General features: G+C 45.3%; 20 protein-coding genes. 5 read left to right on the top strand and 15 right to left on the bottom strand.

Annotated elements, in window-relative coordinates:
- Positions 1–100: 100 nt before the first annotated feature.
- The 13 genes from KOE27_RS14160 to ligA all read right to left on the bottom strand — a co-directional run bounded on the left by KOE27_RS14160 (position 101) and on the right by ligA (position 11,766).
- The gene (locus KOE27_RS14160) at positions 101–712 is read right to left on the bottom strand and encodes an inorganic pyrophosphatase (protein ID WP_406566852.1); all 612 of its coding nucleotides are present in this window, start codon (positions 710–712) and stop codon (positions 101–103) included.
- A 54-nt stretch (positions 713–766) separates the two neighbouring features.
- Positions 767–1,741 carry a glycosyltransferase family 2 protein gene (locus tag KOE27_RS14165; protein WP_215239513.1) on the bottom strand — a complete coding sequence of 325 codons (975 nt, stop codon included), beginning with the start codon at positions 1,739–1,741 and terminating at the stop codon, positions 767–769.
- A 62-nt stretch (positions 1,742–1,803) separates the two neighbouring features.
- Positions 1,804–2,526: a tRNA1(Val) (adenine(37)-N6)-methyltransferase gene (locus KOE27_RS14170; RefSeq protein ID WP_215239514.1), complete on the bottom strand. Its 723-nt coding sequence runs from the start codon at positions 2,524–2,526 to the stop codon at positions 1,804–1,806.
- Positions 2,527–2,535: 9 nt separating this feature from the next.
- Complete coding sequence (locus tag KOE27_RS14175) at positions 2,536–3,174, bottom strand: ribonuclease H1 domain-containing protein (RefSeq protein ID WP_215239515.1); 639 nt, start codon at positions 3,172–3,174, stop codon at positions 2,536–2,538.
- On the bottom strand, positions 3,174–4,409 hold the full coding sequence (pepT, locus tag KOE27_RS14180) for a peptidase T (RefSeq protein ID WP_215239516.1): 1,236 nt from the start codon (positions 4,407–4,409) through the stop codon (positions 3,174–3,176). Before pepT ends, KOE27_RS14175 begins: the two co-directional genes overlap by 1 nt.
- A gap of 40 nt (positions 4,410–4,449) precedes the next feature.
- Complete coding sequence (locus KOE27_RS14185) at positions 4,450–4,914, bottom strand: pyrophosphohydrolase domain-containing protein (protein WP_215239517.1); 465 nt, start codon at positions 4,912–4,914, stop codon at positions 4,450–4,452.
- A gap of 53 nt (positions 4,915–4,967) precedes the next feature.
- Positions 4,968–5,540 carry a MarC family protein gene (locus tag KOE27_RS14190; protein ID WP_215239518.1) on the bottom strand — a complete coding sequence of 191 codons (573 nt, stop codon included), beginning with the start codon at positions 5,538–5,540 and terminating at the stop codon, positions 4,968–4,970.
- A gap of 98 nt (positions 5,541–5,638) precedes the next feature.
- A complete protein-coding gene (locus KOE27_RS14195) occupies positions 5,639–6,352 on the bottom strand; it encodes an NUDIX hydrolase (protein WP_215239519.1) in 714 nt (237 codons plus the stop codon).
- A gap of 162 nt (positions 6,353–6,514) precedes the next feature.
- Positions 6,515–7,570 (bottom strand): aminotransferase class V-fold PLP-dependent enzyme, encoded by a 1,056-nt coding sequence (locus KOE27_RS14200; protein ID WP_215239520.1) that lies wholly within the window; start codon positions 7,568–7,570, stop codon positions 6,515–6,517.
- Positions 7,571–7,647: 77 nt separating this feature from the next.
- On the bottom strand, positions 7,648–7,836 hold the full coding sequence (locus tag KOE27_RS14205) for an RpnC/YadD family protein (RefSeq protein WP_215239521.1): 189 nt from the start codon (positions 7,834–7,836) through the stop codon (positions 7,648–7,650).
- Between the two features lie 32 nt (positions 7,837–7,868).
- The gene (locus tag KOE27_RS14210) at positions 7,869–8,564 is read right to left on the bottom strand and encodes an Rpn family recombination-promoting nuclease/putative transposase (protein ID WP_215239522.1); all 696 of its coding nucleotides are present in this window, start codon (positions 8,562–8,564) and stop codon (positions 7,869–7,871) included.
- Between the two features lie 75 nt (positions 8,565–8,639).
- A complete protein-coding gene (gene dapA, locus KOE27_RS14215; RefSeq protein ID WP_215239523.1) occupies positions 8,640–9,530 on the bottom strand; it encodes a 4-hydroxy-tetrahydrodipicolinate synthase in 891 nt (296 codons plus the stop codon).
- Between the two features lie 148 nt (positions 9,531–9,678).
- On the bottom strand, positions 9,679–11,766 hold the full coding sequence (gene ligA, locus KOE27_RS14220) for an NAD-dependent DNA ligase LigA (RefSeq protein WP_215239524.1): 2,088 nt from the start codon (positions 11,764–11,766) through the stop codon (positions 9,679–9,681).
- A 192-nt stretch (positions 11,767–11,958) separates the two neighbouring features.
- Here ligA and KOE27_RS14225 point away from each other — a divergent pair, with 192 nt between their 5' ends.
- The gene (locus tag KOE27_RS14225) at positions 11,959–12,483 is read left to right on the top strand and encodes a Uma2 family endonuclease (RefSeq protein ID WP_215239525.1); all 525 of its coding nucleotides are present in this window, start codon (positions 11,959–11,961) and stop codon (positions 12,481–12,483) included.
- A 6-nt stretch (positions 12,484–12,489) separates the two neighbouring features.
- Here KOE27_RS14225 and KOE27_RS14230 read toward each other — a convergent pair whose 3' ends face one another.
- A complete protein-coding gene (locus tag KOE27_RS14230; protein ID WP_215239526.1) occupies positions 12,490–14,712 on the bottom strand; it encodes a hypothetical protein in 2,223 nt (740 codons plus the stop codon).
- Positions 14,713–14,838: 126 nt separating this feature from the next.
- Positions 14,839–15,891 (bottom strand): ligand-binding sensor domain-containing protein, encoded by a 1,053-nt coding sequence (locus tag KOE27_RS14235; protein WP_215239527.1) that lies wholly within the window; start codon positions 15,889–15,891, stop codon positions 14,839–14,841.
- Positions 15,892–16,119: 228 nt separating this feature from the next.
- On the opposite strand from KOE27_RS14235, the gene rpe reads away from it, so the two are divergent.
- The 4 genes from rpe (at position 16,120) to KOE27_RS14255 (ending at position 22,222) form a co-directional block, all read left to right on the top strand.
- On the top strand, positions 16,120–16,776 hold the full coding sequence (gene rpe / locus KOE27_RS14240; protein ID WP_215239528.1) for a ribulose-phosphate 3-epimerase: 657 nt from the start codon (positions 16,120–16,122) through the stop codon (positions 16,774–16,776).
- A complete protein-coding gene (locus tag KOE27_RS14245; protein ID WP_215239529.1) occupies positions 16,773–18,050 on the top strand; it encodes an apiosidase-like domain-containing protein in 1,278 nt (425 codons plus the stop codon). The genes rpe and KOE27_RS14245 overlap by 4 nt, the downstream gene beginning before the upstream one ends.
- 166 nt (positions 18,051–18,216) lie before the next feature.
- Positions 18,217–20,253 (top strand): OmpA family protein, encoded by a 2,037-nt coding sequence (locus KOE27_RS14250; RefSeq protein ID WP_229252770.1) that lies wholly within the window; start codon positions 18,217–18,219, stop codon positions 20,251–20,253.
- A gap of 85 nt (positions 20,254–20,338) precedes the next feature.
- Complete coding sequence (locus KOE27_RS14255; protein WP_215239530.1) at positions 20,339–22,222, top strand: glycosyltransferase family 39 protein; 1,884 nt, start codon at positions 20,339–20,341, stop codon at positions 22,220–22,222.
- Positions 22,223–22,260: the final 38 nt, after the last annotated feature.

A 22,260-nucleotide genomic window follows, 5' to 3' on the forward strand; every position in this document is an offset into this window, starting at 1 on the left:
ACCTGCTTTTTAAAAATTTGCACAAAGATACGAATAAACAAAAGCCGCCCCTAACCGGAACGGCTCAAATTCATTATATCTTAACCAGTTAATTTTCAGATCAATAAAAGGAATGTTTGTAATCTTCAACCGATGTGCGTATCACTTCATGTGCTTCTTCGCGCCCGTAAACGTTTGTAATTTCGATATGCGCTTTCTCACCCGGCAGATTTTTATAGGTAAGGAAATAATGTTTCAAACGCTCCACGATCCCATCGGGCAGCTCGCTGAGGTCACTGTACTGCCCATAAATTCCATCCCCTTTCAATACGGCAATAATCTTGTCGTCGGCCTCTCCTCCGTCCAGCAAACGGATACCACCGATCGGTTTTGCCTCACACATGATATCCCCGTGTGATATGAATTTTTCGCACAGCACCAGGATATCAAGCGGATCACCGTCACCTTCGGTTACCTCCCTTCCCGAGCGCTCACGCGCGAGTTGGGCTATTTTCTCTGCACAATACGTTTTAGGTATAAACCCATACAAAGCCGGAACAATATTCGAATATTTTTGAGGACGGTCAATTTTCAGATAGCCCGTTACCTTATCTATTTCGTATTTAACTGTATCAGTTGGAACAATCTCAATAAATGCTGTCACCAGTTCCGGTGCGTTTTCTCCCATTGGAATGCCGTGCCAGGGATGGGCTTTGTGTACGTTAGCGATCATTATTTGCGTAATAGGTAAATTACTTTGGTTCTTAATTTTAAATCATACCGGATTTTAATTGCCCACGGTGTCTGAAACAACGTAGTCGCCGGTTTTGGATATGGATTGTTTCACAAACAATTCTCCCAGAAATCCTGCCAGAAAAAGTTGTGACCCCACCATGATCGACACCAGCGCCAGGAAGAACAACGGATTTTCGGTTACATTCCGATATACTTCATGAGATATATAAATTTTATATATCTTGGAACCAATGAGCCACATGGCTATAACACTTCCAAGGAAAAACATCAACGTGCCAAGACTTCCGAAAAGATGCATGGGACGCCGTCCAAACTTATTAACAAAGGCTATTGAAAGCAAATCGAGAAAGCCAAAAATAAATCTTTCCAGGCCAAATTTGGTATATCCGTACTTTCTTGCCCTGTGCTGAACCACCTTCTCTCCTATCTTCGCAAACCCGTTCCATTTGGCTATTACAGGAATATACCGGTGCATTTCTCCATAAATCGTAATATTTTTAACTACCTCTTTACGGTAGGCTTTTAGCCCGCAGTTGAAGTCGTGTAGAGATACTCCGGAAATACTTCGGGTAGCGGCATTAAAGATTTTGGTAGGTATCGTTTTGGTGATCGGGTCATATCTTTTCTTTTTCCAGCCCGATACCAGGTCAAATTTTTCCTCCCTGATCATCCGGTAAAGTGCCGGAATTTCATCCGGACTGTCCTGCAAGTCCGCATCCATAGTAATCAGTACCTCCCCGGTTGCCGCCTGAAAACCTGTCTGCAAAGCTGCTGTTTTACCATAATTTCTGACGAAACGAAAACCACGGATATGAGGGTTGACCGCCGACAGTTCCCTGATCACATTCCACGACTGGTCCTTGCTGCCATCATCCACAAAAAGGATTTCGTAGGAAAATTGATTTTCAATCATTACACGCTCAATCCACTCGCTTAGTTCAGGCAACGACTCCTCCTCGTTATAAAGAGGAATTAACACGGATATCTGTATGGGATTGTCTGTCATGAAATAATGAATGTTCTTAATACCTGGTCTGGATTCGGGTGCAAAGTTCGGCTTTTTCCTGATCAAAATATCAAATAAAACGGTTCAAGTAATTGCCTGAATTCACGGGTATATACTCTTTCCTGAAAATTATATACAGATAATTCATTACTAATGAATTCCTTGCATTCATTTCCACCATACCGGATGGTCAGAATCCGGCGGAAAGGTTTTTTGCCGGGGTCATGTTTCAGTATTAAATTATCGACCAGAACCCATCCTTTGTTTTCAGCTTTACGTAAAAAAAGACCTGCTTCTTCCACAGGTAATAGTACGTGCGCCTTTCCGTGGGGAGTGATTAACCGTGTCATCGCTTCTAAAAGCGCATCAAATGACAGTGTTTCCGCATGGTGAGCCCCGTTCTTCTTTTCCGAGGGGGAGCGTAAGTCGGACTGAAAGAACGGAGGATTGGTAATAATACAGTCGTACCGGTCATCCGGCTGAAACTCCTGAATAGCCGCTTGGTAAATGGAAATCCTGTGCCCGAATGGGCTGGCGCTTACATTTTCCCTCGCCTGCTCAGCTGCCTCCGGGTCCAGCTCCACAGCATCAATCAGTATCTTTTCATTCCGTTGTGCAGCCATCAAGGACAGCAGGCCAGTACCTGCGCCTATATCCAGCATTCTTTTCACATGCTCAATTCCAGCCCAGGCACCCAGTACGCAGGCATCTGTGCAGACTTTCATGGCACATTTTTCCTGAAAAACTGTGAATTGTTTGAAACGAAAGAATGAGTTTCCGGCCATGCCTGTTAATTATTTTCTGCCAAAGTCCGCCGGATTTTCACCCCAGTATTCTGTTTCCCATTTCAGGATTTTGTTGGGAAAGGAATTGGTTGCCAGCCAGCGTTCCGCCCTCTGGAGCATTTCGAAGACGGGTTTGTTACGTGGTGTCAATTCCAGTTTGGTATTGGCATGTTTCTTTTTCACCCAGCTGATGGCCGTCCGGGAGTCCGAATAAATGGGCAAATCACTTTCCTTTTTTTGTAGATAGGCCAGTCCGTGCACAATGGCCAGGAATTCGCCAATATTGTTGGTGGCATCCTTGAACGGTCCCTGTAAAAAAATCCTGACACCGGTTGCCAGGTATACTCCCTGGTATTCCATGTCTCCGGTGGCCGTGTTCCAGGCTGCATCCACAGCTATGCTGTTTTTGATCGGTTTACCTATACTGGCCGGCACCACTTTCATGCTCTGCTTTTGTGCGGCCTCTTTCTTGGCTACAAATTCCCAGTAATTACGCTGAATAGCGGCTTCGGCTTCCTGAAGGGAATCAAATGACTTAAACTGTGCATCGTCAAAACCCTTTATCTGCGCTTCACATTCCCGCCAGTCGGTAAAAATCCCTGTTTGCCGCCCCTGCCAGACCACATAAAATTTTGTCTTTTTTGCCATTACGCTTTCTCTTCCCAAACCTGACACAGACTGACTATTACTTCAACTGCTTTTTCCATATCCTGAACCGAAACCCATTCGAGCCGGGAATGAAAGGCATGTTCTCCTGCAAAAATATTCGGGCAGGGCAATCCCATGAAAGATAGCCTGGATCCATCCGTCCCGCCTCTGATACTCCGTTGGACGGGATTTAAACCCACCCTTTCCATCGCTTCAAGGGCATTCCCGATCACCTGCGGGTGCTGATCAAGAATTTTCTTCATATTACGGTACTGCTCGGTCAGCTTTATCTCGGCAGTTGAACCAGGATATTGTTTTAAAACGGTTTCGGTTATATTTTTCAGAAGTTCCTCTTTTTCTTTTAAGCCCACTTCCGTAAAATCCCTGATAATAAAGTCCAGCGTGGCCTTTTCCTGGATTCCCTCCATAAAAACGGGATGAATAAAACCTTCCTTCTCTTCGGTCGTTTCAGGCGAAAGGGCTGTTTTGGGTAGTGAAGCAAGAATATCCGCACCAATTTTCAATGCATTTTCAAGTTTCCCTTTGCCATACCCGGGATGCGTGCTTACTCCATAAATGGTGATCCTGAGCCCATCCGCAGAAAAAGTCTCGTCCTCCAGTGTTCCCACCGCTTCTCCGTCAACCGTATAGCCATATTCAGCTCCAAGTTTCAAGAGGTCAACTTTTTCGGTCCCCCGGCCTACCTCCTCATCAGGTGTGAAGAGTATTTTGATAACGCCGTGTCTGATATCCTTGTGGGACATAAGATAGTCCGCCGCCGCCATAATCTCAGCAACACCCGCTTTGTTATCCGCTCCTAACAATGTAGAACCGCTGGCGGTCACAATATCATTCCCGATCTGCTGATCCAGGTCGTGTAATTCCGAAATGCGCAGAACCTGGCTGGGATCATCCGGCAAAACAATATCAGCCCCGTCCCAATTACGGTGCACAATAGGTTTAACATTAGCCCCGGAGACGTCAGGAGAGGTGTCCACATGAGAGCAAAAACAAATTACCGGAATTCCCGCCTTCTCCGATGTAGCAGGAATAGTGGCATATACATAACCATGCTCGTCCAGATGCGCATCACGGATCCCAAGCTCCTGCAATTCCGTAACCAGAAGATTACTCAGGTCACGCTGTTTGGATGTACTTGGAAAACTTTCTGAATGAGGGTCCGACTGGGTATCGATCCGGACGTAACGAAGAAAACGGTCGAGAACAGACGACATTGTTTTACAGATTTACTTCTTCTAAAAAACTAAATTGATACTATCCGATTATCCCTGAAAGATCTGCCGGCGAATAGTTAATATTCTTGAGCGTTTTATCATCCGCCGTCCGGTAAACCAGGTATTTCCCGTTATCCTCTCTGAAATAACATTCGGTACCCTTTGCCTGATAATGTGCCACCGTTGCCTCCGCCTCTTCCACCGAATTACAGGCCTTTGACATGTTGGAGCGCTGTACCTCATCAAAAAGAGCTCTGAATTTCTCCCCGAGACCAAATTCCAGCACGGCTCCGGATAGGACATACTGGAGATCACAGAGAGCGTCCGCTATTTCTACGATATCTTTTTCCAGAATGGCAACTTCCAGTTCTTTCAATTCCTCGGCCAGCAGGGCAACCCGAAGGCGGCTGCGTTCCTCAGAAGGAATAGTTGGGGTATCAAGAATGGGATGTTTGAATGTGCGGTGAAATTCCGCTACCTGATTAAGGCTGTCAAGTTGCTGCATAAATAATGGAAAGAATGAACACAGGGCAGATATATCTATACAAGACCCTTTGCTTAGGCGATTAAGATATTAGTTTTAAATAATTTGACTGCAATGGCTAGCAGAATGATGCCGAAAACTTTTCTGAGAATATCAATACCTCCCTGTCCGAGTTTTTTTTCAATCCAGTTGGAAGATTTCAGGACAAGGTATACAAAGATAAGGTTCAGCAAAACGCCGACAAGGATATTCTGTATTTCATAGGCCGACCGAAGTGCCAGCAGGGTTGTCATGGTTCCGGCTCCCGCGATAATCGGAAACGCGATGGGCACGATAGATGCACTGCTGCTTTCCAGTTGGTCGTGCTTAAATATATTATGCCCTAAAATCATTTCAAGGCCCAGCAAAAACAGGATGATGGCTCCGGCAATGGCAAAGGAAGCAACGTCCACACCGAACAGATTGAGCAGCCTCTCGCCCAGAAAGAGGAACAGAACCATAATAAATCCTGCCACCAAGGTCGCTTTTTCAGATTCAATATGCCCCAGCTTACGCCTGAAATCAACAATGACGGGTATAGAGCCGAGAGCGTCTATAACCGAAAAAAGTATGAGCGTTACCGAAATTATTTCTTTAAAATTAAACATGTTCCCAGCTTTCGGATAATGGTGCAAAGTTGAAGAAAACCGCTTGCATACCCAAAAGTATTTTACTGCAATCACCTGATCAGACGATGAAGGCGGCATCACGAAGCATTACCGGGAAGAAAGTTGAGAAAGTTATTGAACTGTTTCTGATATTTCTCTTCATCAATTTTATAGAAGTAAGCACCTTTCTTGGAATACCCCCGCTGTTTTTCGTCCAGTTTGATCAAAAGATTGGTTGACAACAATTTACGGCTAAAATTCCGTTTATCCAGCTCGGTTCCGAAAATGGCTTCATATAACTTCTGCAACTGGGGAATGGTGAATTTTTCGGGCAAAAGCTCAAATCCAATGGGATGCTGCGAAGCTTTGTATCTTAAATGCTGAATGGCCCGCTCCACCATCATCCCGTGATCAAATAACAGCGGTGGAAGCTCCTGCATGGAAAACCACTGGGCCTCATAACTTTTGGATATTTTGTTGTCATAATCGTCCACGTTAATGAGGGCGAAGTAGGCTACGGAAACGGTTCGTTCTACCGGATCCCGCTGTGGTGCTCCGAAAGTGTAAAGCTGTTCGAGGTAAATGTCTGATAAGGTCGTCAGCTCATACAAGATACGGGAGGATGCTTCCTCCAGGCTTTCTTCCGGCTGCACCCAACCGCCCATCAACGACCATGTGTTTTGTTCATTTTCAATCCCACGCTTCACCAGCAGCAATTTCAATTCTTCCCCGTCGAAACCGAAAATAATGGAATCGAGGGCAACAAGGCATTTTGTTTGGGTTTCGTATTGTTGTAATATATCTAAGCGCACAACTTCGGTATAGAGAAGTGGGTAATCGAATAAAAAAATTGCTGATAGCGTACCTTTGTTTCCCTATTCACTTAATTGAAACCGCAAAATGAATGGTTCCGGAACGATGAAAACAAAGCCGACAGATTAATATTAAAACCCGTTTCACTTTAATACTACTCATCAGACCACGGTGGCAGAATGGAAAAATGTCGTTAGCGCTGTTACGTCCGCAGAGGTAATTGCCGGGAAATTGGCTACCCTGAAAGTATTCTCCTTCCAGGAGCCATATCCGTTTCCAAGCACAATCCCCGCACTTTTTGCAGCAGACTTAATGGTACTCAGCCGCTGTCCTTCCGCCTTAATAGCCAAAACGGTATCCGACCTGACTGCATCATTTTCAATTAATGGGGCAAAACCAACATTTTCAAAAAAGGAGTATAGGTCCTTCGCTCTCTGTTTGATTTCCTCCGAAACTTCGGCTATGGAAGGCACCTGCTCCAATACCCTTCCCAGCAAATAAATACCCAGAGAATTGGGAGTATAGGGCGTCTGCTGTTTCAAAAAATTATCCCGGATAAAAAGAAAACTATTGTAATGGGCAGCTTCTCCCATTTCCTTGGCCTGCGAAATGGCTGCCGGGGAAACCACCATCACCCCCATGCCGGGTGGTAGCCCAAAGCATTTCTGAACAGAAGCATACCAGATATCTCCATCGGTCCAGGGTAAGGCAACACCGGCCATAGAAGAAGTAGCATCTACGGCGATGAGATTACCCGTTTTTAATCTCAGTTCTTTAAAAAATGCATCAGGGATTACGGTTCCGTTGGAGGTTTCGTTGTGGGTAATGCAAATTATTTCATTTGCCGATAATTCCTTTGCGAAATCGGTGGCAGGTAGCTCATTACAATCAAAATACCGCCCACTTACACCCGTCCGGAGCTTGCGGGTGTACTCCATCCACTTTTCACCAAAAGCGCCGTTATACACATGAAAACCGGATATCATAAATGATTGAGCTATGATCTCCCAGCATTCCGTAGCAGAAGAAACAAAATAGACTTCATAATCTTCCGGAATAGCCAGTTTGCTTTTCAATATTTTGATGGTTCCCGCTAACATTTGCATAAATGGCTCACTGCGGTGATTCACACTCAGAATACCACTTTGATAAGCGTCCCGAAGATAAGTTTCAATCTGCGGATAAACCTTGGACGGACCGGGATAAAAGGTAATCATAACTCAGGTTTTATAATAACAAAATACAAAAGGCTCCTTTCAGAGCCCTGGGATGATAAGGATACCAAATTCCTGGTCTAGCGCTCCAAAGCGTTGCGCATAGACGATACATAATCTGCGGTAACCCCGGCGGCCAGCGCGATCTGATCATCTTTTAAATCTGATATTCTAATAAGGTTTTTGATCACTTCGTCACGACTTTTTTTCTCTCCGATTTCGATACCTCTTTTAATTCCTTTCTCTTCAATTCTTTCCAGTGTGTTCATAATTGTATCCTTGACATTAAATGACAATAGATCTAATATTTCTTCAATTTTGTGCTCATCGAGCCCCCGTTCCCAAACAAGTAAACTACCAGATTGCTCTGCAGATTCTTAGGGGCCTGCTCCGTTAAAAGCAGAATTTTTAATGCATTCTGTTCCAGCCAGTCCTTTTGAAAACTATGTTTCAACGCCAACAATGACGCAACCAGAAAATTATTATTCAGGGATTCTACCTGCTCACCTGGTATCTCACCCAAGTTATTGTAAATATAATCGAAGTCGGGGATAAATTGATCCCATGCCTGAAACCTGGTTTTAAATAGTCCCGAAAGTTTCTGATACGGCCACTTTCCTTTCCCATGATAAAGCAGTACCGGGATAATCACCGATAACTTTTCCTTGTTCTGAATCTGCTTCTGCAATCCCGAAAAAATATAGTGACCAATCTGCGCAGGCGTATTTTTATCTGGGTAACTTTTATGTTCAAGGAGCAGGCTAACCTTTACTTCTTCTTTTTTATCCGTGCTCAGACAATTGTAGACAATATCGGACATTGACTTTTTGAGCTCATCGGAAAGATAGGTATCCGTAACCTGCGTCAATGAGGAAAGGTCTAGCTTCTCCGATACTGAAAGTGGCAGGTAATTTTGAAAATAATCAATAGCGATCTCTTTATCAGATAAGATAGCACGAATAAAATGATCATGAATGGAAGTGTGCGGCCTGCTCATTTTATAAATTATGACGAAAAAAAAGAGCCTGAACGTTACCGCCAGGCTCCTTATGAATACCAATTACTGTTGATGTCACATAAATCCTTCCCGGATCATCGCTTTTTCCAATTTTTCACCCAGTTCCTGGGTAGCTTTTAGCAAGGGTAAACGCACGGCGCTACTGCATATTCCCTTGATTTCCAGACATTTTTTAATTCCAACTGGATTTGACTCGATATACAGGAGTGTATCAAATTCAAGAAAAGCAAGCTGCAACCGCGCGGCCTCTTTAAAATTTCCTTCCAGTGCGGACCACGTAAGATCCGTAAATTCCTTGGGGAAAGCATTGGCAATCACCGAAATGACACCATGCCAGCCTACGCTTACCATGGTAGTCACCAGATTGTCATCACCGGAAAGCAAAAGAAAATCTTCCGGTGCCCGGGCAGCCAGCTCCATGCTTTGTTCCATACTTCCGCCGGCGTCTTTGATACCAATGATGTTAGGGTGAGCCGCCAGGGTGATAATCGTATCCGCCTTCATGTTGGTAACGGTCCTTCCAGGAACGTTGTAGAGCAACACAGGAACGGGGCTTGCATCCGCAATTGCCGTAAAATGTGCTATGATGCCTTCCTGCGTGGGTTTGTTATAATAAGGACAGACAGAAAGTATGGCGTCAACGCCCGTAAAATCTGTTTTTTTTATGGAATCAATAACTGCTTTAGTATTATTCCCGCCTATACCATAAACAATTGGTAGCGACTTATAATTATGCTTGATTGTGAACGCAAGTGTCTCTGCCTTTTCTTCCGAAGTTACCGTCGGCGACTCCCCTGTAGTGCCCTGCACAACAAGAAAATCAACATCTCCTTCCGATACCAGGTCTATCAGTTTTTTCAGACCTGCGTAGTCAACTTCATTTTGTTCATCAAAGGGTGTAATCAGTGCAGCGCCAACTCCTTTGAAACGTTCGTCCAATGGCATTATTCCTATATTAATGTTTGATATTAAAACGCAAAGTTAACTAAGTAAATGATCTTATAAAGGTAAGAAACGTGGATCAGTACCTATTTTTTAATACACATCTGATTTACAGGAAGATACCTATAAAACTTGTACCTTACCCTTTGATTCAGACTTGTATCATCTCCAGAAATTCCGCTTCAGAAATGATCGTTACACCAAGTTTCCGCGCCTTTTCAAGTTTGGCAGGCCCCATGTTGGCTCCAGCCAGCAGATAATTCAGTTTACCTGATACGCCGCTTAAGACTTTGCCGCCGTTGACTTCGATTTTATCTTTCAGATCATCCCTTTCAAAATTCTCGAATACGCCCGAAATTACAAATGTCTTTCCTTCCAATACATTACTCTCAATTTCAACCGGCTTTTCATCGCTTTCCATCTGAACACCTGCCACGCGAAGCCTTTCAATCAACTGCTGGTTCTCGGGTACACTGAAATAGGATTCGATACTCTGCGCTATTCTCCCCCCTATTTCCGGGACGGCAATCAGCTGTTCATAGGTGGCAGATCTGATCGCGTCAATTGATTTGAAATATGCAGCTAGTTTTTCAGCCACGGTAGCACCCACAAACCGTATACCCAGTGCAAAGAGTACATTCTTAAAGGGTACCGTTTTGGACAATGCTATACCATTCAGGATATTTTCAACTGTCTTTTCCCGGAAACTTATCTTCTTAATTTTCCCTGTTTCTTCGTTCAGGATATTTTTCTCAAGACCCAGCAGCTTTTCGTAGGTAAGATCATATAAATCAGCCGGTGTCATCACCATTCCCAGGTCAAACAACAGCTCTATTTTCCCTTCGCCAAGACTTTCAATATTCATGGCCTTTCTGTGGATAAAATGCTCAATACGGCCTTTCAGCTGCGGCGGACAGTGGCTGTCATTAGGACAAAAAAACGCTACTTCTCCTTCATTTCTCTGCAGCGCAGAGCCGCATTCGGGACATGTTACCGGGAAAACAATGGGCTCCGTAGGAAATAATGCTCTCTGGGATACGTCCACTCCGGTTATTTTCGGAATAATCTCTCCACTTTTTTCCACAAAAACAGTATCTCCAACCCGTATATCCAGTCGTTCCAGCTCGTTAGCATTGTGCAGGGTGGCCCTTTTCACCTGCGTGCCAGACAAATGCACACCTCGCACTTTATTGTAAGTCATATCTCTTTCGGTGATATCACTCAGGTTAGCTACCGGAGTTACAGCACCCGTCCGTCCTACCTGGTAATTTACGGAGCGTAAAATAGCGGGCTTATTTTCGGCCTTGTATTTGAAAGCAATTGCCCAGCGCGGGCTTTTGGCAGTAAAACCAAGTTCCCTTTGCTGCTCAAACGAATTGATCTTGACAACGATACCATCGGTTGCCAATGGAAGAGTACCCCTTTTGTCTTCCCACTCATGAATAAATGCAATGACCTCGTCTATAGTCTGTACCTTACGCCATCCGGGGGAGATGTTAAACCCCCAGCCCTTCAAAGCCAGCAAACTTTCCTCATGCGAAGCAAAAACTTCCTTCTCACTCAAAAAAGAATAAATGTAACAATCCAGTCCGCGCCTTGCGGTTTCTCCCGAATCCTGCAATTTAAAAGAGCCTGACGCTGCATTTCTGGGATTGGCATAAAGATTTTCCCCCAGCGACTCCATCTCGGCATTGAGTTTCTGGAAGGAACTCAGCGGCATAAAACCTTCACCCCTGATTTCAAAAATCGCAGGAAGCGTGTCCGATTTCACACGCAGCGGCAAAGAGCGGATCGTCTTAATATTGTTGGTAATTTCATCTCCACGGGTCCCGTCTCCCCGGGTTACTCCCCGAACGAGCACACCGTTTTCGTAGGTAAAACTGAGGGAAATACCGTCAAATTTCAGTTCGCAGATATATTCATAGGCCTCACCGTCCAGGCCACGGCGGACCCTATCGTCGAAATTCCGCAGTTCCTGCTCATTATAGGTATTGTCCAGTGATAACATCGGGAAACGATGGTATACCGTATTGAAATTTTTAGTGATCGTTCCACCCACCCGCTGCGTGGGCGAATCCGGCAGGCGGTACTCGGGGTGTTTGTCTTCGAGCTCTTTCAGCTCAGCCAGCAGCTGATCGAAGTCAAAATCCGATATTTCAGAGATACTGTCCTGGTAATACTTTGAGTTGTAGTATTCTATCTTTTGGCTTAGTTGCTGTATTTTTTGCACGGGTGTCATCGTTCAGGCAGAATTTCGGTAAATCTTTTGGCTCGGCTTGGGCACAGATTATGGGGTAGGTACCACCAAATCTGCTTTAAACCGAAGTCAAAATTAATGTTAATTATAAATATTAAAACGGTCGCCCATTTCTTTGGCAGCAGTTCTCTTTCACAAAATTTACGTATTTTTAATAAAAAAACGATCAGACCAATGCTTGGTAACGCACAAACGGCTTTGCAGGAATGGGACCTGACTCAAATCATCAACGGCAAAGAAATCACATCCCCAAGTCCTAAAATTTATCATCAGAAAATATCCAGAAAACTCCAGAGATTACTGGAGCAGTATGTTGAAAAACATGATCTGGGAGAGATTTACAATGCTCCTCTTGATGTTATTCTTGAAGAAAATGTTAATCGCCTTCAGCCCGACCTGATTTTTGTAAGCCATGCCAACCGGGACATCATTCAGGACTGGCTGCGGGGCGTCCCCGATCTTCTTGTAGAAATTGTCTCTAAAAGTACGTTTCAGTTAGATACCAAAGAGAAAAAGGAAATTTATGAAAAGTACGGCGTGAAGGAATACTGGATTGTGTTTCCCGAATTTAAAAAGATAGAAGTATACCAGTTGACAAAAAACGGATATATCCTTTTTAACGCTGCTACCGGAACCGAAAACCTGAAGTCCAATATGCTGGCAGGGTTAACTTTCCCTGCCAGCATCATCTTTGAATAAACGAATCTACTTCTTAGGTCCGCTGATCACCCCCAGGTAACGGCCCATCCAGTAGGGCAACAAAAAACTATCTCCCGCACTTAACTCACTGATACCGTTGGTTTCGCGATCCAGTTTAAACAGGTTCCGGTTGTGTTTCAGCTCCGGACGTTCATCTGGCGGAAGTACTGTTTTAGTAGTTTGTCCCCGAAAATTGGGCTCTGTAAATTCAATATCTTTCCTGTGGCTGTTTCTGACCTGCCACTCTATCATATCCAGCGGAAACTCTTTGAGATACCACACCGTCTCGGCAAGGTCAAATTCTTTGGCGCCGGTCATGGCGTAACACAGGTTCCATAATCCATCCCGTTCCGGACGTTCCAGTTCCCAGTGCTGCTGAATAGCCGTTTTATATTTCGCCTTCAGATTTTTGTCAAAAGCATACGGATACAAACACCAGTAAGCAAGAAAATACATTTCATCGTCGGAGTGATTCCAGCCCTCCGAGAGCATTTTGGCCCAGTCGTCAGCCCCCGGCTGTGCTTTCCCGATCTCGGCCATCGGCCTGAGCAGGTTCTCCATATAACCATGTTTTTCGATCAGCTCAAAGGCCTTTTGCTTGTAAATTTCTTTTCCGGTAAAATGATATGCCGTCTGCAAGAAACCGATGATATTGGAAGAATTCAGCTTGCGGTCACCCACGTTTTTGGGGAAGCCATTCACATAATCTGGATGCCATTTGCCCCAAAGGGTAGGTTTCCCGTCAAAATCAATGAGATACCAGTCATTTTTAATGATATTGGTCATCAGTTCGTCAATGTGTTTGATGGCCCGCTGCTTCACCTCTCCATCCATCAATTCGGCCATCAGGGTCAGGGTAAACATCTGCCCCACCGTCTGGTCACTGCTGGTTGTTCCGCGCCAGTCCCACTCTTCGTCTTTGGCGTGCACCCATCCATTGTGCATGCCCCCGTCCCATGGCTTGTCCGAAAACCGGTGGTAACCCCTCCTTTCGAAACCACGGGCAAAATATCCCTTCATATCCGTAATTTCAAACAGCCGCTCCATGGCTTCAAAGGAGTCGAGGCAATTCTGCAATGCTTCCTTGCTTCCCGTCGCCTTATACCTGAAAAGCTGGCTCACCAGATACATGGACGTCCAGAGATTATCGCTATCGCGCTGTCCCATTTCGAAGGTCGAAAGATCGCCATGTTTAAGCGTAGATACGTCGCAGTTGAAACCATAACGGATGTGGCGCATCCTCACCTGTTTTTCATAGACCAGGGCTTTTTCTTCCAGGGTCATCGGGTCAAAATGAATTTCTCCCAATCCCTTGTCGGTCAGTACCAAAACCTGCTTTCCTTCTCCTTCTGAGATGTGGATGACGTTATTTCCGGGAAGCCAGCGCTCTCCATAGTAATAATTAAAAACGCCATCTTTCCGAAGCATAAATGCACCCAGTGCAGAACCAAACCACACATTTCCATGCGCGACAGCTATGGTGGTTATGTCGGTAACGGGGAGTTTATCCCGTAAAGGAGTGGCAACCTTAAAGGTTCCGGCCTCCAGAACCAGGTATCCCTTTTTAGTACCTATGTATATTTTATCACCGCTCACATCAAAGCAGGTAAGTCCGCTACTTTCAAAAACCGTTTTCAGCTGCTTTTCAGGTATGGAAAAAGCCTGTACCGAATGTTGTCCAAGTAGTAAAAACCGGTTATGGACAGGATCGAATTTTATATCCTTCAGATCGTCGTTTTCATACTTGCCTTCCCACAGCAGTTCATTCAGCCCAAATAGTTTAATCCGTTTGCCATCGGATACCATGGCTGTAAAATCCTTACCAACTGAAAAACATTGCGCATCGGGCATTTCATGGCGTGCAAGCCATTTTCCTGCAAACGCATTTGAAAAAATGGCTTTGCTATCCAAGTATACCAGCTCGTTTCTGAACAATGAAATAGCTTTAAGCTTTTTGTCCACAACAGGTTTGTAGGATTTATCCGGCTGTAAAGAGCCGGGATACTGAAACTTCCCGCCATCCGGCCGCAGCATTCCGCCTGCAGAAAGTACGGAAACGACACCATTCCTGTCCCTCACCGCCGAAAACAGCCTGGAAGTAGAATCCGGCAGGTAATACTTAATGCTGTAATCCTGTACGAAGGGGGTATCTATGTAAGCATTGGTCTGCGCCGATACATGCACTGTTACCAGCAGCGAAGAAAGGAGTAAGGTAAATATTCTTTTCATCAGAGGTATAATTGATTATCAGATATACCTCCGGAAGTGAAATTGATACTATCTCTTTGTTTACCGATTTAAGAATTATTTGAAAGGGTTCCGAACAAATGATGCCGAATTCTCTATTCAGCCAGGTTATTTCAGAATGCAAACACCCTTTCCCGTTCCCAGCCACATTTCACCCGTCGGCTTTTCACCGAACGCAAATACGCCTTCGCCTGGCAGGTCATGGAAAGTCCATTTTTTATTGCTGAAAACCGCATATTCCTTCTCTCCACCATAAAATGAAACCCATAAACGATCCTCTTTATCGAAAAAAACCTGTTTCGTAGCGTAAACAACAGAATTTTCATTGGGTAATTTCAGTATTTCGGCCTTTTGCCCGTTAAACCTGAAAGCTTGCGGGCGTTGCGGTACGAAAGTACTGGAAAGACCGTAATCCAGTGATGCAACGATATCCCCTTGGCTATCAACAACCACATTCCCATAATAATAAGGGCTAAACCCGATCTTTTCCGGCCCGTACAAATGCCATCTGTTGCCAGACAAACGTGCCAGGGTTGCACTGGAAACACTTTCATTGACGGTGAGCCAGAGATTGTCTGACTTATCCATAGCGAGACTGGAAATCAGGTGAGCCGGAAGCTGAGAATTTTCGGGCGTAAAAATGGTAAAGCGGCTGCCATCGTATTTAACCAACCCACCGCTTCTGAAACTTGCACAGGTAAACCAAATGTTGTCGGCGGAATCGATCTCGACGGAAAACACGGGATTTTTGGGCAGGTTAAACTGCCCCGCCTCGTATCTTGTAAATTCAGAATTTTTTACTTTGACCAACGCATCGGTTCCCAGCCAGACATTCCCTTTTTTATCTACCTCAATATCCCAGATAGCGGCGTTTGTCAAAACGGAGTTGGACGAATCAAAAACGGTTACCTGATTTCGCTCATATTTTAAAAGACCTTGTCGGAGTGTACCGAGCCATGCCGTACCGGCAGGATCAAATGCAATGGAAATAATATGATAATCCCTCAGAATGACTTCGGAAACTTCCCTTGGTAAACTGAACCGGTCCGCTTCACCGGAAACGTTATCCTTTTTGCAGGATATAAGAATAAAAAAGAGGATCAGGAAAAAGCCGGCAACCGATGTACGTTGCGTCACTCGGATCGTAAAAAGTTTTTTCATATCAGTCAGGATCAGGGGTTTCAACTTGCAACTAGACACATCCCAGGCTTCAAACGTTGTAAAAGAACTGACATTTAATCGTTTATACCTGCGTACGTATCCGGGCCAAGGAGACATAAGCTGACCATACCACTTCCGCATATTCCTGCTCTCTGCTTGCCTTTAATTCAATTTTGGCTATTAATTCCTTAATTTCGCCGTTTCATTTGTAAATTGAATTTGACTAAAATGCCTGCAATAGCTCCTTCCGTACTCGCCGCAGATTTTGCCAATCTGCAGCGTGACATAGCAATGCTCAATAGCAGCGAAGCTGAATATATCCATGTCGACATTATGGATGGTATGTTCGTGCCCAACATTTCGTTTGGTATCCCGGTTTGTGAGGCCATCCACCGCCATGCAACCAAACCACTGGATGTACATCTGATGATTGAACAGCCAGACAGATACCTTCCCGCTTTCCGGAAAGCGGGGGCGTCCATACTGACGGTTCATTACGAGGCCTGTCCGCACCTGCACCGTACGGTACAACACATTAAGGAACTAGGTGCGCTTGCCGGCATTGCACTGAACCCGCATACACCTGTAGAACTGCTGTCGGAAATATTGTCAGATGTTTCATTGATACTGATCATGTCTGTAAATCCTGGCTTTGGCGGGCAAAAATTCATTGAAAACTCCTATCATAAAATTGCAAAGCTTGACCAGCTCAGGAAAGAAAAAGGATATACATTCAAAATTGAAGTGGATGGCGGGGTAAACCTGGACAACGCTGCGCTGCTTGCCCAAAGCGGTGCTGATATCCTGGTTGCCGGAAGTTTTGTTTTCAGCGCCGGGGATCCGTCCGGGACCATATCAAAACTCAAAAATGTTTCGCAGGTATGATTTCCCGTTTCGCTTGTCTTTTTCTGATCATTTCCGGTTTTAGCGCCGTTCAGGCAATTGATCATAGCGAACAACCGATACCGGACAAATTCCCCCTCAGGGTAAGCATAGACGGACGGCATATTGAAGATGCCTCAGGTATGCCTTTTCTGATGGTGGCCGATGTGGCCTGGCAGCTTTTGCGGAAACTTAGTTATGAAGATGGTGTAAAGTATTTTGACATACGGAAATCGCAGTCTTTCAATACCGTACTGGTTCAGGTACTTCCGGGCCTGCCCACGCAACGGAATTTTTATAAGACCGCTCCATTTATCAACAATGATATCTCAAAACCCGACAAGGCATACTTTGATCATCTTGAAAAAATTGTGGCCGCGGCCAGTACACGTCAGCTGGCAATAGGGCTTGTGATAACAGGAAAAAACTGGAATACCCTTTTTGAAACTCAGGGAGCAGAAGCAGGTACCCTGTACGGAAGTTACCTTGCCGGACGGCTCGCCAAATATGAAAATGTGATCTGGATCATCAACGATGAGTTATCCGAAAACGGCGGAAACGCCAAATCCGTTGCAAGTGCCGTCAGGACCCGAAATGCGGGGAGAATCATTGCATCACTCGCCACCTGCTCACCCACGGCCGAAAACGACAAAGTTTCCCCTACGGATATGAAGTTTGTAATCCCCGATTCCACCGTTACGGTTTCTGAGTATGCATCACTGGCTGCCTGGCAAAAAACGATCTGGGAAAATAACCGCCAGCCCTTTCTGATTGCCAACTCCGAATTCCCAAGAGAAATAACGGACCAGTCGGCGCTGATCAGGAACCAAGCCTATCAATCCATTATGAGCTCAGCGGCAGGTTTTTGTCATCAAAGTACGATTAAAAATTTCCACCCGACCTGGAAAGTTAATATCCTCCGGGACGGTGCGGAGTATATCCAGCATTTTGTTAAAATACTGAAAGGGATCCCCTGGGAATATATGCGCCCCGAAAGTGAATCCGGCATGCTGCCCGATTCGGCAGACAAGGCTCAGGTTGGGGTATTTGCACTGTCCAATAAAAGAATGGCTATGCTTTATCTGCCCGAAACGCGCAGTATTAAAGTGGATTTCAAACAGCTCACGGGTAACCAGTTCAGGGCGGTGTGGTATAGCCCGCGTACCGGCAAGCGGTGGCCAGGCGCTGAATACGAATCCGTGTCCGATGCCATCATTTCCCCACCCGACAGGCAGCCCGAATGGGACTGGATTCTGCTGATCGGAGCAAAAAACTGACGTACCATTCAATGCCAGTCCCGGGATATTTGCCGGGGGGTGTTTTGACATTCTTTATAATTATTATAATATTACCCTATTATTACCCACGTATGAATTCAGGGCCGGTCCTATCCGGACACCGCTCTGTATGTAACCCTGCCGGGAATCCGGCTTTAAAACCTCAATGAAAATTTTAAAACTTACATTTAAGACCTCAATCCTGTTTTGGATGCTCGTCAGCAACCCTTTAAGTGCTCAGAATGTATTATGGGCAGATAAAGTACTGGGATTTTCATCAGAATTCAGGCCGCTGATTTATGGCAGCGGATACCGAACAAAGCAGATACTGGGTGCCCCCAACAAGCTTCCGGCTTATGGAGACAGCCCCTGCGCATGGTCTCCGGCTGACCCCGACGGCTATAATGAAGAATGGATTAAAGTAGGATTTGAAAAAGCGATACCTTTGAAACAGGTAGCCGTAGGAGAAAATTTTAACCCGGGAGCTATCTACAAAATATACGGTTATGATACTTCTGGAAAAGAATACCTTTTAACCGAAAACAAACCGGGCCCGGTTGCGGAAAAAAGCAGGATGTACCGAATTTTCCCAACTTACAACGATATCCTTTGCAACGCAGTAAAAATTGTTTTGCTGCCTTCAAAAGTCTCAGGTTTTAACCAGATTGACGCCATTGGAATTTCCTCAGATACCAAGCCGATTGAGGCAAGTATCAACCTGGCAGCGCAGGCCTCCAAAGATTTTAAGCGGGAAAATATGGGCAAGGCTATCAACAGCCGCAGCCTTGAAGTAGCGCCCGTCATCTCTTCAGACGGTAATACGCTCTATTTTACCCGTAGCAATCATGCACAGAATATAGGTATTCCGGGTAATCAGGATATCTGGTACTCCAGGCTGGGAAAGAACAACCAATGGTCCGAAGCCGTTAACATAGGTCCGCCGCTGAATAACGCTGACAACAATGCCATCACGAGTATCTCTTCGGATGGCAAAAAGGTATATCTGATTAATAAATATAAACCTGATGGTACCATGGAGTTCGGGTTTTCGTACTCCGTGGCCACCAAAACTGGCTGGGGTTTCCCTCAAGAGATCAGAATACCTAACCTGAATATTGACAAAAAACATGGAGATATGGAGATCGCCGTATCTCCGCATGGCAATGTACTGCTGGTTTCGTTTCAACGGCCAGACACCGAAGGACAAAGAGATCTATATGTGTGTTTTCTGAAGTCGGATGATACCTGGTCGGATCCGGTGAACATCGGCAACAAGGTCAACTCAGCCGCTGACGAAGGCTCTCCGTTTCTGGCCCTGGATAACAAAACACTGTATTTTGCATCCCACGGGCACAGTGGTTATGGCGAGGCCGACCTGTTTGTAACGCGACGCCTGGATGATACCTGGATACACTGGTCCGAACCCGAAAACCTTGGCCCGGCCATCAACAGTCCGGAATGGGACGGATATTTTAATATCCCGGCCGCAGGTGACTACGGTTATTTCTGTTCGGGTGCCAATACACTGGGCCAGGAAGATATTTTCAGGATACGGTTAATACCCGAGATCAAACCGGAACCGGTAGCCATTATTACCGGCCAGATCTACGAGGCGGAAACCAACAAACCCATTGAGGCAGAAGTGGTGGCCGAAATGAAATCTGGCAACGACATTTTCACAAAGGTGAATTATCAGCCAGCAAGCGGTGAGTTTAAGCTGATATTACCCCTGAAAGACATCTATACCTTTTCTGCCTCACAAAAAGGATACTTTCCCGTCATTGAGGAAATAGATCTTTCCACAGAAACAGGTTTCAGGAATATCAGGAAAAATATTTATTTGCAGCCTTTGAAGGGCGGGCAACAGATCAGGCTGAGCAACACCCTGTTCTCCCAGAGCAGCTCGGAAGTAACCCCGACAACTTTCAAGGAACTGGATAAAATTGTGACCACCATGGCGACCTACCCCAACATGGAAATACTGCTGGAAGGACACACCGATAACGTTGGTGAAATTCAAAAAAACATTCAGCTTTCGGAAGACCGGGTTAACGAGGTAAAAAAATATCTTATTTCAAAAGGAATAGATGCCAGCCGGATCCAGACCAAGGCTTGGGGCCCTTCCAAACCCATAGCCAGTAACCTTACTGAGGTGAGCCGGCAAAAAAACCGGCGGGTTGAGTTTACAATTCTTAAAATCTAAGCAATACCGGTCAGTTATAATTTGTGTACTTTCGTGCGAGGTACCAATCACTTCAAAATAACCAGCAACGGACTCTGAATTATCAATGACTCAAAATAAATCAAAGGAATCACTTTTCACCTGGATCATTTTTGCAATCATTCTTACGGCAGGCCTTTTCCTACGGCTCCATCGGTTGGATACATATAGTATCTTTTTTGATGAAAAAAGTACGATGGTCATCAGCCAGGGAATTGTGCTGGAAGGTGCTAATCAGAAAGAGGTATTCTCCACGCTGAAAGTTACTGTGCCCGAGTTCTGGAAAGCACCTGCGCTTGACTATCGGCCGCCGCAGGTATTACGGTCATTTACGTACAAGGAAACTTTTATACCCAGGGCCTTTACACCCGCGGAATTTTGGTCACCGAAATCGCTGGCAGATTATTACGAAGCCATGAACCGCAGCGACATAGGAAACAGCCCCTTCTATTACCTGCTACTACATTACTGGATGGAGATTTTCGGTTTGTCTGATTACTCAGCCCGCTCGCTTTCCGTACTTTTCAGTGTGCTGATCATCGGAATGACCTATTTGTTCGCCCGGCGTTTCTTCTCGGTCAAAATCGGGCTGATTGCCTCGGCCATTGTAGCTATTGAACCGTTTTTCATTGCATACAGCCACCAGGCACGCAACTACTCGCTTACTTTTTTCCTGACCCTGCTCGCCACCTATTTCTTTCTGTTGATTGTTGAGAGCAAGCCCGGAAAAACCAGGGCTGGTCTGCTATATCTGGGGTATATACTGGCGGCGGGGCTGAGCCTGTTATCCCACTTTCTGGTTATAACGGTACTCATGGCCCATGGTTTGTATGCCTTGTTCTTCTTGAGAAATCTCAAAACCTGGGTCCGGCTTGCATTGGCTGCACCTGTGGCTTTGGCCGGTGTTACCTGGTGGCTGATGTTCGGGGGAGGCCAATATACCTTATACACCCTCAGTTACCAGGCCGACCTCTACCGGAGAATGGCCGAAACCAGGCCGTATGATAATCCGTTTGGTGCGCTTCCGGCAACATTTAAAAACGTTTACAAAAAATCACTTCCGCTGTTTTCTGATCTTGTACTGTTTACCAATGGTTTGGCGGAGGTTACGCAAGGCAAAAAAAATATGCTGATCGCAATTTTTACCGGTTTCCTGCTGATCCTCCTCTACCGATATACGGAAAGAGCGCAATCCCGATGGCTCCCGGGTGTGCATGTAACTATCAAAAGATTGATCCCCGTCGCCCTGATACTTCTCAGCCTTGTTGTTTATAATAATCACAAGATCCAGTTTGGTATACTTTCGGTTAGCATTTTTGCCCTTTCTTTTATTCCCGACATTCACAGGCGTGCCGATACCATGGGGCGAAAACGGTTGTGGCTGTTGTATATCATGGCACTCGTCCCGGTGTTGTTCCTGATTCTGATGGCCATTAAAAATGGACATACTTTTGGGATACAGCAAAGATACTCCGGTTTCTCCTTCCCTTATGTCATCATCATTTTAAGCCTGCTGCTTGTATATTACACCAAACTCAGGCTGGAGTACGCGGCCATGATTTATGTATTTATGGCGATGCAGCTTTACTTTGTTTCACTGCGCCTTGTTGAATTTTACCAGGACCGCTCTGTGAAGTACGGATACTTTGCCGAACCCCGCGTGTCCAATCCATATTATCGCGCGGCAGATCAGATTAAGCAGATTTATCAGAAGGGGGATACCATTTATTATCCGGCTCCCAGCATGATGATCCTGTCAGAAATGGACCGCACTTTCTTACCCTATTCCATTCAGGATGCGCAACTTACCAACCTTTACCTGCCCAAAAATGCGGACTATGTTCAGGTGATGGATACCACACAGGCAGAAAGCATTCTGTTAAAAAGAAAAATTCAGCAGGACACTCTGGTTATCATGCGCTTAAAGGGGCTCAGATACGGGTCAGAATAACCATAAAGGCCTTCTTTTCAAAAGCCGTCAAATAAGAT

This window comes from Dyadobacter sp. CECT 9275 (assembly GCF_907164905.1).
GTDB lineage: Bacteria > Bacteroidota > Bacteroidia > Cytophagales > Spirosomataceae > Dyadobacter > Dyadobacter helix.